The organism is Microbacterium kyungheense (genome assembly GCF_006783905.1).
Classification (GTDB): Bacteria; Actinomycetota; Actinomycetes; order Actinomycetales; family Microbacteriaceae; genus Microbacterium; species Microbacterium kyungheense.
This window is the reverse complement of record NZ_VFPE01000002.1, coordinates 1,097,651-1,111,975: the sequence shown is the minus strand read 5'-3', so window position 1 is coordinate 1,111,975 and position 14,325 is coordinate 1,097,651. Positions and strand designations below refer to the sequence as shown.

The window sequence follows — 14,325 nt, the reverse complement described above, 5'->3', positions numbered from 1 at the left end:
ATGGCCGCCAAGTGGTACGAAGTCGTCACCGGCTCGCTGGAGCAGAAGAAGCAGTGGAGGCAGTACAAGGCCCGCGTCGAGGCGCTCCCCGAGCCCTATCGCGGCGCCGCGAAGGCCGTCGAGCGCTACCTGATGTACGCGGGCGGCGTCGTCGACGGCGACACCATCGTGCAGATGTACGCCGACCTCGCCGACCTGTGGGAGCGCGCCGTGGCCGATGGCACGTCGGTGCGCGATCTCGTCGGCGACGACCCGGCGACCTTCGCCGAGGAGTTCGCCGCCGCGTACAACGGCAAGCAGTGGATCGACAAGGAGCGCGATCGCCTCAACAAGGCGATCGACGAAGCGGAGCGAGGTGAACAGCGATGACCGGCGCAGCGATCGCGGTCAAGAACCTGGAGAAGTCGTACAAGGACCTCCACGTGCTGAAGGGCGTGGACTTCGAGGTGGCGCGAGGCAGCATCTTCGCGCTCCTCGGGTCCAACGGCGCCGGCAAGACCACAGTGGTACGGATCCTCGCGACACTGCTCAAGGCGGATGCCGGCACCGCCGCCGTCGGCGGGCACGACGTGTCGGCCGACGCCCAGCGGGTGCGCGAGACGATCAGTCTCACGGGACAGTTCGCCGCCGTCGACGAGGTCCTCACGGGCCGCGAGAACCTCGTGCTCGTGGCGCAGCTGCGACACCTCAAGAACCCCGGCGCGATCGCGGACGACCTGCTCGCCCGCTTCTCGCTCACCGAGGCCGGCGCCCGCAGAGCCGGCACCTACTCCGGCGGCATGCGGCGCCGGCTCGACATCGCGATGAGCCTGATCGGCGATCCCTCCGTCATCTTCCTCGACGAGCCGACCACGGGGCTGGACCCCGCGGCCCGCCTGGAGGTGTGGGATGCCGTGACGACGCTCGCTCGCGGCGGCACCACCGTGCTGCTCACCACGCAGTACCTCGACGAGGCCGAACAGCTGGCCGACCGGATCGCCATTCTCCACAAGGGGAAGATCATCGTCGACGGCACGCTCGACGAGCTGAAGCGCCTGCTGCCGCCCGCGAAGGTCGAGTACGTCGAGAAGCAGCCCAGCCTCGAAGACGTCTTCTTCGCCCTCACCGGCGAGGTCGACACCGAACCCGGGTCCGCCGACGCGGACGCCGCGACAACCCGAAAGGACCGATCATGACCGCCGTCGCCGTCGGCGCTCCCCGCGCCGCCACCGGTGCCCGCTTCTTCAGCGACACCGCCGTCCTCACCGGTCGGTCGCTGCGCCACATCCTGCGCAGCCCCGACACGATCATCACCACCGCCGTCACGCCGATCGCGCTCATGCTGCTGTTCGTCTACGTGTTCGGCGGGGCGATCGATCTGGGAGCCGACCAGGGGTCGTACATCGACTACATGCTGCCCGGCATCCTGCTCATCACCATCGCGTCCGGCATCGCCTACACGGCGTACCGCCTGTTCCTCGACATGCAGGGCGGCATCTTCGAGCGGTTCCAGTCGCTGCCGATCTCGCGTTCGGGAGTGCTGTGGGCGCACGTGCTCACGTCGCTGGTGTCGATCGTGGTCTCGCTGGCCATCGTCATCGGCGTGGCGCTCCTGATGGGCTTCCGGACGGGAGCGAGCATCGGGGCGTGGCTCGGAGTCGCAGGGCTCCTGGTGCTGTTCACCCTCGCCCTCACGTGGCTCGCGGTGATCGCGGGGCTGTCGGCCAAGACGGTGGACGGTGCGAGCGCGTTCTCGTACCCGCTCATCTTCCTGCCGTTCATCAGCTCGGCGTTCGTGCCGACGGAGAGCATGCCGGGGCCGGTGCAGTGGTTCGCCGAGAACCAGCCGGTCACCTCGATCGTCGACTCGATCCGGGCGCTGTTCGCCGGACAGCCGGTGGGCAGCGACATCTGGGTGGCGATGGCGTGGCTGGTGGGCATCCTCGTCGTCGCGTACGCGATCTCGATGTCGATCTACCGCCGCAAGATCAGCTGAGCCCTCCCCCGCACCCCGCGGTGCGCGCACGAATGAGAAGAGTGGATGCCTGGGCCCCAGGCATCCACTCTTCTCTTCGTCTCAGGCGCCGAAGTACTGGTTGCCCAGCGCCTTGCTCTTGAGCGCGTCGTACTCCCCCTGCGAGATCGTGCCGGCGTCCAGCAGCGCCTTCGCCTTGGCGATGTCGTCGGCGGGGCTCGCCGACGCGGCCGGACGGTAGTCGTCGGACTCCGCCACGATGCCTCCGCGGGCGGCCTGTGCGCGCTGCGCCATGCCTTTGCCGCGAGCGATGACGTAGATCAGACCCGTCAGGAACGGCACGAACACGAGCGCGATGATCCACAGCGCCTTGAACCAGCCGTTGAGCTTGTCATCGCGGAACAGGTCCATGATGACCACGATCACGATGTACAGATACGCGATGAAGTAGAAGCTCCACAGAAGGAACCAGAAGAAGTCCTGGAAGAACATTTCGAGACACCACCTTGCACGAGAAACGGGCTGACGCGATCACACTAGTGGTCGCGCCAGCCCATTCGCGGGATCCCGGAGGGATCAGCTTCGTGTCTGGTAGATCGGCGCCTTGCCGTGCACCGCATCGCCCACCTTGTGGATGCGGATGTCGTTCGTGGAGCCGATGATCCCGGGAGGGGAACCCGAGATCACGACGACCTTGTCGCCGACCTTCGCGAGGTCGTTCGACAGCAGGTAGTCGTCGACCTGGATGAACATCAGGTCGGTGTGGGCGACGTGCTCGACGAGGGTCGACTGCACGCCCCACGTGATCGCCATGCGGCGGCGGATCGCCGGCTCAGGCGCGAACCCGATCATCGGGATGCGCGGACGCAGACGCGACATGCGGCGGGCGGTGTCGCCGGACTCCGTGAAGATGCAGAGGTACTTGGCGTCGACGAACTCCGCGACCTCCATCGCGGCGAGCGTGATCGCGCCGCCCTGCGTGCGGGGCTTGGTCGTGAGCGGCTGGATGCGCTCCAGCCCGTGCTCCTCGGTGGAGGCCACGATCCGGGCCATCGTCTCGACGACGGTCACCGGGTACTTGCCGACGCTCGTCTCGCCCGAGAGCATGACCGCGTCCGCGCCGTCGAGGACGGCGTTGGCGACGTCGCTCGTCTCGGCGCGCGTGGGCACGGGGTTCTCGATCATCGACTCGAGCATCTGCGTGGCGACGATGACGGGCTTGGCCATGCGGCGGCAGAGCTCGACCGCGCGCTTCTGGACGATCGGCACGGCCTCCAGGGGCAGCTCGACGCCCAGGTCGCCGCGAGCGACCATGATGCCGTCGAACGCGTCGATGATCTCTTCGAGGTGGTCGACCGCCTGCGGCTTCTCGATCTTGGCGATGACCGGGACGTGGCGTCCCTCTTCGGCCATGATCACGTGGACGCGCTGCACGTCCTTCGCGTCGCGCACGAACGACAGCGCGATGAGGTCGGCGCCCGCGCGCAGACCCCAGCGCAGGTCGTCCTCGTCCTTATCGGACAGCGCCGGCACGTTGACCGCGACGCCCGGGAGGTTGATGCCCTTGTTGTTCGAGACCGCGCCGGCGACGATCACCTTGGTGGTGACGACGGTGCCGTCGGTCTCGACGACCTGGACGCGCACCTTGCCGTCGTCGATCAGCAGGAAGTCGCCCGGCTTGACGTCGTTCGGCAGACCCTTGAAGGTCGTGCCGACGATCTCCTTCGTGCCGAGGATGTCTTCGGTGGTGATCTTGAAGATGTCGCCGACCGCGAGCTCGTGGGGGCCGTTCTCGAACTTGCCGAGGCGGATCTTCGGACCCTGCAGGTCGACGAGGATGGCGACCGCGCGACCGGCGTCCTCAGCCGCCTTGCGCACGTTGGCGAAGTTGTTGTCGTGGACCGAGTAGTCCCCGTGGCTCAGATTGAATCGGGCCACATCCACACCGGCGTCGATGATCGCGCGGACCATCTCATACGTCGATGTGGCGGGACCCAGGGTTGCGACGATCTTGGCGCGTCTCATCCGTGGTTTCTCCGGGTTGGGTGAATTGGCGAGTGCCTCGGCCAGCCTACGCGGGCTGCAGGCCGATGGCGATATCAGTCGGACGGACCGGCTCGGGCAGCTCGGTCTCGCCCATCAGGAAGCGGTCGACGCTCGCGGCAGCCGCTCGGCCCTCGGCGATCGCCCACACGATGAGCGACTGTCCGCGGCCGGCGTCGCCGGCAACGAACACGCCCGGGGCGGTCGTCTGGTAGTCGTCCTCGCGGCGCACGTTGCCCCGCTCGGTGAACCGGGCGCCGAGCTGCTCCTCCAGGAGAGCCTGCTCGGGGCCGGTGAAGCCCATCGCGATCAGCACGAGGTCCGCGGGGATCTCGCGCTCGGTGCCGCTCTTGGGGACGCGGCGGCCGTCGACGAACTCGGTCTCGGCCACGCGCAGCGCGCGCACCTCGCCGGCGCCGTTCGAGAGGAACTCGACCGTCGACGCGAGGTAGGCACGCTCGCCGCCCTCTTCGTGGGCCGACGAGACCTCGAACAGCGTGGCATCCATCGGCCACGGCTGGTGCTCGGGACGCTCGCCCGGGGGGCGACGGCCGATCGCGAGGTTGGTGACGCTCAGCGCGCCGTGACGGTGGGCGGTTCCGATGCAGTCGGCACCGGTGTCGCCGCCGCCGATGACGACGACATGCTTGCCCTCGGCGGTGATCTGGTTGGCGACCGCGTCACCGGCGACGGCCTTGTTCGACTCGACGAGGTACTCCATCGCGAAGTGCACGCCGGCGAGGTCGCGACCGGGCACGGGCAGGTCACGCGGCACTGTCGAGCCCGTCGCGACGACGACGGCGTCGTAGCGGGCGCGAAGGTCGGCCCACGTGATGTCCTTGCCGATCTCGACGCCCGCGCGGAAGCGCGTGCCCTCGTCCTGCATCTGGCGAAGCCGCGCCTCGAGGTGCTTCTTCTCCATCTTGAAGTCCGGGATGCCGTACCGCAGGAGTCCGCCGATGCGGTCGTCGCGCTCGAAGACGGCGACGGTGTGACCCGCGCGCGTGAGCTGCTGGGCCGCGGCGAGGCCGGCGGGACCGGAGCCGACGACGGCGACCGTCTTGCCGGTCAGGCGCCCCGGCGGCTCGGGCTCGATCCACCCGTTGGCGAACGCCTCGTCGGCGATCGAGACCTCGACCTGCTTGATCGTCACAGCGGGCTGGTTGATGCCGAGCACGCACGCGCTCTCGCACGGCGCGGGGCACAGCCGCCCGGTGAACTCCGGGAAGTTGTTCGTCGCGTGCAGGCGCTCGCTCGCCGCGCGGCCCTCGCCGCGCCACGTGAGGTCGTTCCACTCGGGGATCAGGTTGCCCAGCGGGCAGCCCTTGTGACAGAACGGCACGCCGCAGTCCATGCAGCGACCGGCCTGCCGGCGCAGGACCGCCGTGTCGCCCGGCTCATAGACCTCTTTCCAGTCCATGATGCGCACCGGCACCGGCCGCCGCGCAGGCAGCTCGCGCTCGGTGACCTTGAGAAAGCCCTTCGGGTCAGCCACCCGTCACCTCCAGGATGCGGTTCCAGACGACGTCGCCGTCGGGGTCGAGCCCCTGGGCGACTGCCTCCTGGCGGGTCTGCAGCACCGCGGCGTAGTCGCGCGGCAGGACCCGGACGAAGTTCTCGCGTTCCGCCTCGAAGTCGTCGAGGAGGGCACGGGCGAGAGTCGAATCGGTCTCGGCGACGTGCTGCTCGAGCAGATCGCGCAGGATCTCGGCGTCGCCCGATCCGAGCGCGCCGAGCTCGAGCTCGCCCGAGGCCAGGGCCTCCCGGTTCACGAGCTTGCTGTCGAGACGGTAGATGTACGCGGTGCCGCCGGACATGCCGGCGCCGAGGTTGCGGCCGGTGGCGCCGAGGATCACGGCGAGCCCGCCGGTCATGTACTCCAGCGCGTGGTCCCCCACGCCCTCGACGACGGCCGTCGCGCCCGAGTTGCGGACGAAGAACCGCTCGCCCACGACACCACGCAGGAACATGGTGCCCTGAGTCGCGCCGTAGCCGATCACATTGCCGGCGATCACGTTCTTCGACGCGTCGAAGGTCGCGCCGCGCGGCGGACGGACCACGATCTGGCCGCCCGACAGGCCCTTGCCCACATAGTCGTTCGAGTCGCCTTCGAGACGCAGCGTGATGCCGGCGGGCATGAACGCCCCGAACGACTGCCCGGCCGAGCCGGTGAGGTTCACCACGATGCTGCCCGAGGGCAGGCCGTTCGCGCCGTGCGCCTTCGTGACATGGTGCCCGAGGAGCGTTCCGACCGCGCGCTCGGTGTTGCGGATCGGCAGGTCGATCGTGACCTGGCCGCCGTTCGCGATCACGTCCTGCGCCCGCTCGAGCAGTCCGACGTCGAAGTGCTCGTCGAGCTCGTGGAGCTGGGCGGTCGTGTTGCGGCGCGGCTCGTCCTCGGCGAACTGCGGTCCCTGCAGCACGGGCGTGAGGTCGAGACCGCTCGCCTTCCAGTGCCGGACCGCGCCGTCGACGTCGAGCAGGTCGCTGCGGCCGATCGCCTCGTCGAGCGTGCGGAAGCCGAGCTCGGCGAGGTACTCGCGCACCTCTTCTGCGATGAACTCCATGAAGTTCACGACGAACTCGGGCTTGCCCGAGAAGCGCGCGCGCAGCACGGGGTTCTGCGTGGCGACGCCCACCGGGCACGTGTCGAGGTGGCAGACGCGCATCATGACGCAGCCCTCGACGACGAGCGCCGTCGTCGCGAAGCCGTACTCCTCGGCGCCCAGGAGAGCGGCGATGATGACGTCGCGACCGGTCTTGAGCTGGCCGTCGGCCTGCACCACCACGCGGTCGCGCATGCCGTTGAGCATGAGCGTCTGCTGGGTCTCGGCGAGACCCAGCTCCCACGGGGTGCCCGCGTGCTTGAGGGAGTTCAGCGGGCTCGCGCCCGTTCCCCCGTCGTGCCCCGAGACGAGGATGACGTCGGCCAGCGCCTTGGCGGTGCCCGCGGCGACCGCGCCGATGCCGGACTGGCTCACGAGCTTCACGTGCACGCGAGCGCCCGGGTTGGCGCGCTTCAGATCGAAGATCAACTGCTTGAGGTCCTCGATCGAGTAGATGTCGTGGTGCGGCGGCGGCGAGATGAGTCCCACGCCTGCCGTGCCGCCGCGCGTGCGCGCGATCCACGGGTACACCTTGGTCGGAGGCAGCTGCCCGCCCTCACCGGGCTTGGCGCCCTGGGCGAGCTTGATCTGGATGTCGTCGGCCTCGGTGAGGTAGAGGCTCGTCACGCCGAACCGGCCCGACGCGACCTGCTTGATCGCACTGCGACGCTCGGGGTCGAGCAGCCGCTCGACGTCTTCGCCGCCCTCACCGGTGTTGGACTTGCCGCCGATCCGGTTCATGGCGATGGCCAGCGTCTCGTGCGCCTCGCGCGAGATCGAGCCGTAGCTCATCGCACCGGTCGAGAACCGCTTCACGATCGACGACACCGGCTCGACCTCGTCGATCGGGACAGGGGCGCGCCCCTCGGTCTTGAGCGCGAACAGGCCGCGGAGCGTCTTCAGCTCGTTCGCCTGGTCGTCGACCAGTTTGGTGTACTCGCGGAAGATGTCGTAGCGGCGCGTGCGCGTCGAATGCTGCAGCCGGAAGACGGTGTCGGGGTTGAACAGGTGCGGTGCACCGTCCCGCCGCCACTGGTACTCGCCACCGGTCCAGAGCCGCTCGTGCGCGCGGACCGCGGCATCCTCCGGGTAGGCGAAGTCGTGGCGCGCCTGGTTCTCGGCGGCGACCTCTTCGATGCCGATGCCGCCGAGCTTGGACTCGGTGCCGGTGAAGTACGCGTCGACGAACTCCTGCGACAGGCCCACCGCCTCGAACACCTGCGCGCCCGTGTAGGAAGACACGGTCGAGATGCCCATCTTCGACATGATCTTCAGCACGCCCTTGCCGAGCGCGTAGATCACGTTGCGGACGGCCTTCTCGGGCGTGATGCCCGTGATGAAGCCCGAGCGCACGAGGTACTCGACGGTCTCCATAGCGAGGTACGGGTTCACCGCGGACGCGCCGTAGCCGAGCAGCGTCGCGACGTGGTGCACTTCGCGCACATCGCCCGCCTCGACCAGCAGCCCCACCTTCATGCGGTTCTGCTGGCGGATGAGGTGGTGGTGGACCGCCGAGACCATGAGCAGCGACGGGATCGGGACGAGGTCCTTGTTGGAGTCGCGGTCCGACAGGATGATGAACTCCGCGCCGTCGGCGATCGCGGCGTCGACCTCGTCGCACATCTCGTCGATGCGCGCCTTCATCGTGCCGGGCCCGGCGTCGAAGTGGTACAGCCCGCGGATCGTGACCGCGCGGCGTCCGGGCATCGTGCGCTCGATGTTCTGGATCTTCGCGAGCTCGTCGTTGTCGAGCACCGGGAAGTCGATCGTGATCTGGCGCGCGTGGTCGGGACCGGCCGACAGCAGGTTGCGCTCGGGGCCGATGCCGGTGCGCAGGCTCGTGACCACCTCTTCGCGGATCGAGTCCAGCGGCGGGTTGGTCACCTGCGCGAACTGCTGCGTGAAGTAGTCGAAGAGCAGCCGCGGACGCTCGCTCAGCACGGCGACGGGGGTGTCGCTGCCCATCGCGCCGAGCGGCTCGGCGCCGGTCTGGCCCATCGGGGTGAGGAGGATCTTGACCTCTTCCTCGGTGTAGCCGAACGTGCGCTGACGTCGGGTGATCGAGGCGATGGGGTGCACGATGTGCTCGCGCTCAGGCAGCTCCGACAGCTGCAGACGCTGCCGCATCCACAGGCCCCATGGCTGGAGCGTCGCCAGCTGCTGCTTGATCTCGTCGTCCTCGATGATGCGCCGCTGCGCGGTGTCGACGAGGAACATCCGGCCCGGGCGCAGGCGGCCGCGGCGCTTGATGCGCTCGGGCTCGAAGTCCAGCACGCCCGTCTCGCTGCCGATCACGACGAGGCCGTCGGTGGTCTCGGTCCAGCGGCCGGGGCGCAGCCCGTTGCGGTCGAGCGTCGCGCCGACCGAGGTGCCGTCGGTGAAGATGAGGGCGGCGGGACCGTCCCAGGGCTCCATCTGCATGGAGTGGTAGTCGTAGAAGTCCCGCAGCTCGGGGCTGATGTCGGCCTGCTTCTCGTACGCCTCGGGCACCATCATCATGATCGCGTGCGGCAGGCTGCGACCCGTGAGCGTCAGGAGCTCGAGGACCTCGTCGAACGAGGCCGAGTCGCTCGCGCCCTCGGTGCAGATCGGCAGCAGCGGCCGGATGTCGCCGAGCAGCTCGGACTGCAGCTGCGACTGGCGGGCCCGCATCCAGTTGCGGTTGCCGCCGACGGTGTTGATCTCGCCGTTGTGGGCGAGCATGCGCAGCGGCTGTGCGAGCGGCCACGACGGGAAGGTGTTTGTCGAATACCGCGAGTGCACGACGGCCAGCTCCGAGGCGAAGCGCTCGTCCGACAGGTCCGGGTAGAACGGCTCGAGCTGCAGCGTCGTGACCATGCCCTTGTAGCCGAGGGTCCGCGCCGACAGCGACACGAAGTACGCGTCCAGCTCGTTGCGGGCCCGCGTGCGCAGCCGGTAGGCGCGGCGGTCCAGCGCGATGCCCGACAGGGCGGGCGTACCGCCCGCGGCGGGGTGCGACACGAACAGCTGCTCGAAGGCCGGGCGGGCCTCGAAGGCGAGCTTTCCCAGGTTGTCGTCGGCCGTCGGGACCTCGCGCCAGCCGAGGACCGTGAGGTTCTCGGATGCGGCGATCCGCTCGATCCCGCCCTTCTGAGCGGCGCGCTCGTCGGCGTCGCGCGGCAGGAACGCCATGCCGGCCGCGTACTCCCCCACCGGCGGCAGGTCGAACCCGACCACCGCGCGCAGGAACGCGTCGGGCATCTGCGTCAGGATCCCCGCGCCGTCGCCGGTGCCGGCGTCGGAGCCGATGGCGCCGCGGTGCTCGAGGTTGCGCAGCGCCGTCAGCGCCAGATCGATGATGTCGTGCCCGGCCTCGCCGCGGAGCGTGGCGACCATCGCCAGGCCGCACGCGTCCTTCTCGAAAGCGGGGTTGTACATCCCCTGCTTGGTCGGGAATCCGGCGCGGCCGGACGAAGCGGGGGTGGGCGCCTGCTGGGCGGCGCCGTGACGGGGGCTCGAAGCCATACCTACCGTCCTCACGTTGATAGTCAAGATGGGACGACGTCGGCCCTGGAACGCTCGCTCGGGAACGAGCGGAGCGTTATTTGCTGGCAGGAGTGCTTGTGGCGGTAGCCCCTTCGGCCTCGGACGTCGGGGGTTCGCTGACGTCGACGAAGTCGTCGGTGTTCTGCGATTGTACAGCCTGTCCGGCGGTCCACTCGCGGCCGGACACATAGGGCGACGGCTCGAGGCCCGGGTGGCGGCGCTTCTGGACGAAGAAGATCACGATGCCGAGCACCACTCCGAAGATCGCCGCCCACACGTTGCTGCGCAGGCCAAGGTAGATCTCGCTCGGGTCGATCCGGATCGACTCCCAGACGATGCGGCCCGCGCTGTACCAGACCAGGTACACGGCGAACAGGCGGCCCCACTGCAGGCGGAACCGGCGCCCGACCCACACGATGACCAGCACGCCCAGGACGTTCCAGATGACCTCGTACAAGAACGTGGGCTGGAAGAGCGTCCCCTCGGGCAGACCGATCGGCCACGCCGGGTTCGGGTAGTCGATCTCCAGTCCCCACGGGGCGTCGGTCGGCCAGCCGAAGAGCTCCTGGTTGAACCAGTTGCCGAAGCGGCCGATCGCCTGGGCGAGCAGCAGGCCGGGCGCGAGCGCGTCGGCGAAGGTCCAGAAGCGGATGCCGGTCCACCGGCATCCCAGCCACGCACCGATCGCGCCGCCGATGAGGGCGCCGTAGATCGCGATGCCGCCCTCCCAGATGTACAGCGCCGACAGCGGGTTCGCGCCTTCGCCGAAGTAGAAGCCCCAGTGTGTGAGCACGTGGTAGATGCGCGCGCAGATGATCGCGAGCGGCACGGCGAGCAGGGCGATGTCGATGACGACCCACGGCTCTGCGCCGCGCTTGGTGAGCCGGGCGTTCGTCCACAGCACCGCGACGATGATGCCCGCGATGATGCACAGCGCGTAGATGTGGATCCGCAGGGGGCCGATGTCGAAGTAGCTGATCGACGGGCTCGGGATGCTGGCGACGACGCTCGCGGCGGCGTTGATCATGGGAGAACCGTGTCCTTGCTGGATCCGTGCGTGGGATGCCGGCGCCCGGCGCCGACCTGAGAAGTCTAGTTCGCGCGGCGGACTGTGCCCGCGGCGAGGGTCCGTGCGGTGTCGGCGAGCCCGTCCAGGCCGCCTTCGCGGAGCGCCCGGACGAGGGCCGTCCCGACGATCGCGCCGTCCGCGTACTCGAGCACGCCCGCCACCTGCTCGGCGTTGGAGATGCCGATGCCGACGCACGCGTGCTGGGCGCCGTGCGCGCGCAGACGCGCCACGAGGGTCCGGGCTGCGGCATCCAGTTCGGCACGCTCGCCGGTGATCCCCATGGTCGAGACGGTGTACACGAAGCCGGTCGAGTTGCGGACGATGAGGTCCAGACGGTCGTCCGTCGACGTCGGTGCAGCGAGAAAGACGCGGTCGAGCCCGGTGCGCTCGCTCGCGGCGATCCACTCGGCCGCCGCTTCGGGCGTGATGTCCGGCGTGATGAGACCCGCGCCGCCGGCGGCGAGCAGATCGTCGGCGTACCGGTCCACCCCGTACTGCAGCACCGGGTTGAAGTACGTCATGACGAGCACCGGGACATCGACGCGGCGGGTGATCTCGCGGACGGCGGTGAACGTGTCGCGCAGCCGGAATCCTCCCGCGAGGGCCGCCTGCGTGGCCTCCTGGATGACCGTGCCGTCCATGACCGGATCGGAGTATGGCGGGCCGAGCTCGAGGATGTCGGCGCCGTTCTCAGCGAGGGCGACGGCGGCGTCGATGCTGGTCTGCAGGTCGGGGAATCCGAGCGGCAGGTAGCCGACGAACGCACCGCGTCCAGCGGCGTGGGCGGACTCGATCGCCGCGGCGACCCGTGAATCGGCGGAGCGCGAGCTCACAGCTTCTCCCCCTCGCCGTGCGCGGCGTCGTCGTGAGGTGCGCTCGCGGCGGCCGCCGCGTCCGCGCCCTTGTCGTAGAGCCCGAAGTAGCGGGCGGCGGTGTCCATGTCCTTGTCGCCGCGACCCGACAGGCACACGGCGAGGATCGCGTCGGTGCCGAGCTCGCGGCCGATGCGAAGGGCGCCCGCGAGGGCGTGGGCGGACTCGATGGCGGGGATGATCCCCTCGGTCTGCGACAGCAGGCGCAGCGCCTGCATGGCCTCGTCGTCGGTGGCGGGGATGTACTCGGCGCGCCCGATCGAGGCGAGCCACGAGTGCTCGGGACCGACGCCCGGGTAGTCGAGACCGGCCGAGATCGAGTGCGACTCGATCGTCTGGCCGTCCTCGTCCTGCAGCACGAAGGTCTTCGCACCGTGCAGCACGCCGGGACGACCGCGCTCGATGGATGCCGCGTGCCGGGGGGTGTCGACGCCGTCGCCCGCCGCCTCCACGCCGTAGAGCCGGACGCCCTCGTCGTCGAGGAAGGCGTCGAACATGCCGATCGCGTTGGAGCCGCCGCCGACGCACGCCAGCACGGCGTCGGGAAGCCGCCCGGCCTCTTCGAGCAGCTGGCCGCGCGCCTCTTCGGAGATGACCTTCTGGAAGTCGCGCACCATGGCGGGGAACGGGTGGGGCCCGGCCGCGGTGCCGAAGATGTAGTTCGTCGTCTCGACGCTCGCGACCCAGTCGCGGTAGGCGTCGTTGATCGCGTCCTTCAGCGTGCGCGAGCCCGTCTTGACCGGCACGACCTCGGCGCCGAGCAGGCGCATGCGGGCGACGTTGAGGGCCTGCCGCTCGGTGTCGACCTCGCCCATGTAGATCGTGCAGTCGAAGCCGAAGAGGGCCGCAGCGGTCGCGGTGGCCACGCCGTGCTGACCGGCGCCGGTCTCGGCGATGACACGCGTCTTGCCGAGCCGCTTCGTGAGGAGCGCCTGCCCGAGGACGTTGTTGATCTTGTGCGACCCGGTGTGGTTGAGGTCCTCGCGCTTGAGGAACACGCGCGCACCACCGGCGTGCTCGGCGAACCGCGGCACTTCGGTGATCGGCGACGGGCGTCCGGCGTACGAGAGCAGCAGCCGGACGAACTCCGCCTGGAACTCCGGGTCGGCCTTCGCGGCCTCGTACTCCGCCGTCAGTTCGTCGATCGCCGCGATGAGCGACTCGGGCATGTAGCGGCCGCCGAACTCTCCGAAGAAGGGTCCGGATGCCTCGCGAAGACTCATTCGCCGGCCTCCAGGAATGCGCGCAGGGTGGATACGGGGTCGTTCGTCACGAGGGCTTCGCCGACGAGCACGACATCGGCGCCGGCCGCGCGGTAGTGCGCGACATCGGCGGGAGCGAGGACCGCGGACTCGGCGATCTTCACCGCTCCCCCGGGGATGCGGTCGGCCAGCCGGCCGAACAGGTCGCGGTCGAGCTGGAACGTCGACAGGTCGCGCGCGTTGACGCCGACCAGCCGGGCACCGAGATCGGCCGCGCGGTCGACCTCGTCGGCGGAGTGCGTCTCGACCAGCGGGGTCATCCCGAGCTCGAGCACGAGCGCGTGCAGCCGCTGGAGCAGATCCTGTTCGAGGGCGGCGACGATGAGCAGCACGAGGTCGGCGCCGGACGCACGGGCTTCGAGCACCTGGTACTCGGTGGCGATGAAGTCCTTGCGCAGCACCGGCAGCGACACGGCGGCCTTGACGGCTTCGAGGTCGGCGAGGCTGCCCTTGAACCGGCGGCCTTCGGTGAGCACCGAGATGGCGGATGCTCCGCCCTCTTCGTAGCGGCGGGCCTGCAGGGCGGGATCGGGGATGTCGGCGAGATCGCCGCGCGAAGGACTCGCGCGCTTGACCTCGGCGATGATCTTCACGCGATCGGCGGGGGCGAGGGCGGAGAGCACGTCCAGAGCAGGGCGCTGCGCGAGGGCCGCGGCCTCCACGGCCGCCAGCGGCCGCTCCGAGGCGCGTGCCTCGGCGTCCTCAACCGCGCCGGCCGTCAGATCGGCCAGCACGCTCAGTGCTCTTTCGCGACGTACTTCGAGCCGTTGACGCCGTAGCCGGCTTTGCCCATGGCCCAGCCCACGATCAGGCCGACGACGAGCAGGGCCGCAGACGCCCACACGAGGACGGGCATGTCGAGGAAGAAGAACAGCGTGCCGAGGGCGACGGCCACGAGCATGATCACCACGGTCGTCCAGGCGGCGGGCGAGTGTCCGTGGCCGGGGTCGCCGATGTTGTTGCTCATGGTGTCTCCTTGTGGTTCCGGGCAGGCATCAAGCCAGGGGTGCGC

The 14,325-nt window shown here is 69.5% G+C and carries 12 protein-coding genes; 3 read left to right on the top strand and 9 right to left on the bottom strand.

The genetic code is table 11. The annotated features are described in order from the left end of the window. From FB391_RS11960 to FB391_RS11950, 3 genes are read left to right on the top strand one after another with little or no spacing between them, the layout of a single operon-like run. The gene (locus FB391_RS11960) at positions 1-369 is read left to right on the top strand and encodes a DUF1048 domain-containing protein (protein ID WP_141894580.1); all 369 of its coding nucleotides are present in this window, start codon (positions 1-3) and stop codon (positions 367-369) included. Continuing rightward, positions 366-1,175 carry an ABC transporter ATP-binding protein gene (locus tag FB391_RS11955; protein ID WP_141894579.1) on the top strand — a complete coding sequence of 270 codons (810 nt, stop codon included), beginning with the start codon at positions 366-368 and terminating at the stop codon, positions 1,173-1,175. The genes FB391_RS11960 and FB391_RS11955 overlap by 4 nt, the downstream gene beginning before the upstream one ends. Then, positions 1,172-1,975 (top strand): ABC transporter permease, encoded by an 804-nt coding sequence (locus FB391_RS11950; protein ID WP_141894578.1) that lies wholly within the window; start codon positions 1,172-1,174, stop codon positions 1,973-1,975. The genes FB391_RS11955 and FB391_RS11950 overlap by 4 nt, the downstream gene beginning before the upstream one ends. Before the next feature lie 81 nt (positions 1,976-2,056). On the opposite strand, the gene FB391_RS11945 is transcribed toward FB391_RS11950, so the two are convergent. From FB391_RS11945 to FB391_RS11905, 9 genes are all read right to left on the bottom strand, one after another. Then, positions 2,057-2,446, bottom strand: coding sequence for an SHOCT domain-containing protein (locus FB391_RS11945; protein WP_141894577.1), 390 nt, complete (start codon positions 2,444-2,446; stop codon positions 2,057-2,059). 84 nt (positions 2,447-2,530) lie between these two features. Further along, a complete protein-coding gene (gene pyk / locus FB391_RS11940) occupies positions 2,531-3,979 on the bottom strand; it encodes a pyruvate kinase (protein ID WP_141894576.1) in 1,449 nt (482 codons plus the stop codon). Between the two features lie 46 nt (positions 3,980-4,025). Continuing rightward, the gene (locus FB391_RS11935) at positions 4,026-5,492 is read right to left on the bottom strand and encodes a glutamate synthase subunit beta (protein ID WP_141894575.1); all 1,467 of its coding nucleotides are present in this window, start codon (positions 5,490-5,492) and stop codon (positions 4,026-4,028) included. After that, complete coding sequence (gene gltB / locus FB391_RS11930; RefSeq protein ID WP_141894574.1) at positions 5,485-10,089, bottom strand: glutamate synthase large subunit; 4,605 nt, start codon at positions 10,087-10,089, stop codon at positions 5,485-5,487. The genes FB391_RS11935 and gltB overlap by 8 nt, the downstream gene beginning before the upstream one ends. 76 nt (positions 10,090-10,165) lie before the next feature. Beyond that, complete coding sequence (gene lgt, locus FB391_RS11925; protein ID WP_141894573.1) at positions 10,166-11,137, bottom strand: prolipoprotein diacylglyceryl transferase; 972 nt, start codon at positions 11,135-11,137, stop codon at positions 10,166-10,168. Positions 11,138-11,202: 65 nt separating this feature from the next. Beyond that, complete coding sequence (gene trpA, locus FB391_RS11920; RefSeq protein WP_141894572.1) at positions 11,203-12,012, bottom strand: tryptophan synthase subunit alpha; 810 nt, start codon at positions 12,010-12,012, stop codon at positions 11,203-11,205. Further along, positions 12,009-13,274, bottom strand: coding sequence for a tryptophan synthase subunit beta (trpB, locus tag FB391_RS11915; RefSeq protein ID WP_141894571.1), 1,266 nt, complete (start codon positions 13,272-13,274; stop codon positions 12,009-12,011). The genes trpA and trpB overlap by 4 nt, the downstream gene beginning before the upstream one ends. After that, positions 13,271-14,047: an indole-3-glycerol phosphate synthase TrpC gene (trpC, locus tag FB391_RS11910; protein ID WP_141894570.1), complete on the bottom strand. Its 777-nt coding sequence runs from the start codon at positions 14,045-14,047 to the stop codon at positions 13,271-13,273. Before trpC ends, trpB begins: the two co-directional genes overlap by 4 nt. A 2-nt stretch (positions 14,048-14,049) precedes the next feature. Continuing rightward, positions 14,050-14,280, bottom strand: coding sequence for a DUF6704 family protein (locus FB391_RS11905; protein WP_141894569.1), 231 nt, complete (start codon positions 14,278-14,280; stop codon positions 14,050-14,052). Between the last annotated feature and the right edge of the window lie 45 nt (positions 14,281-14,325).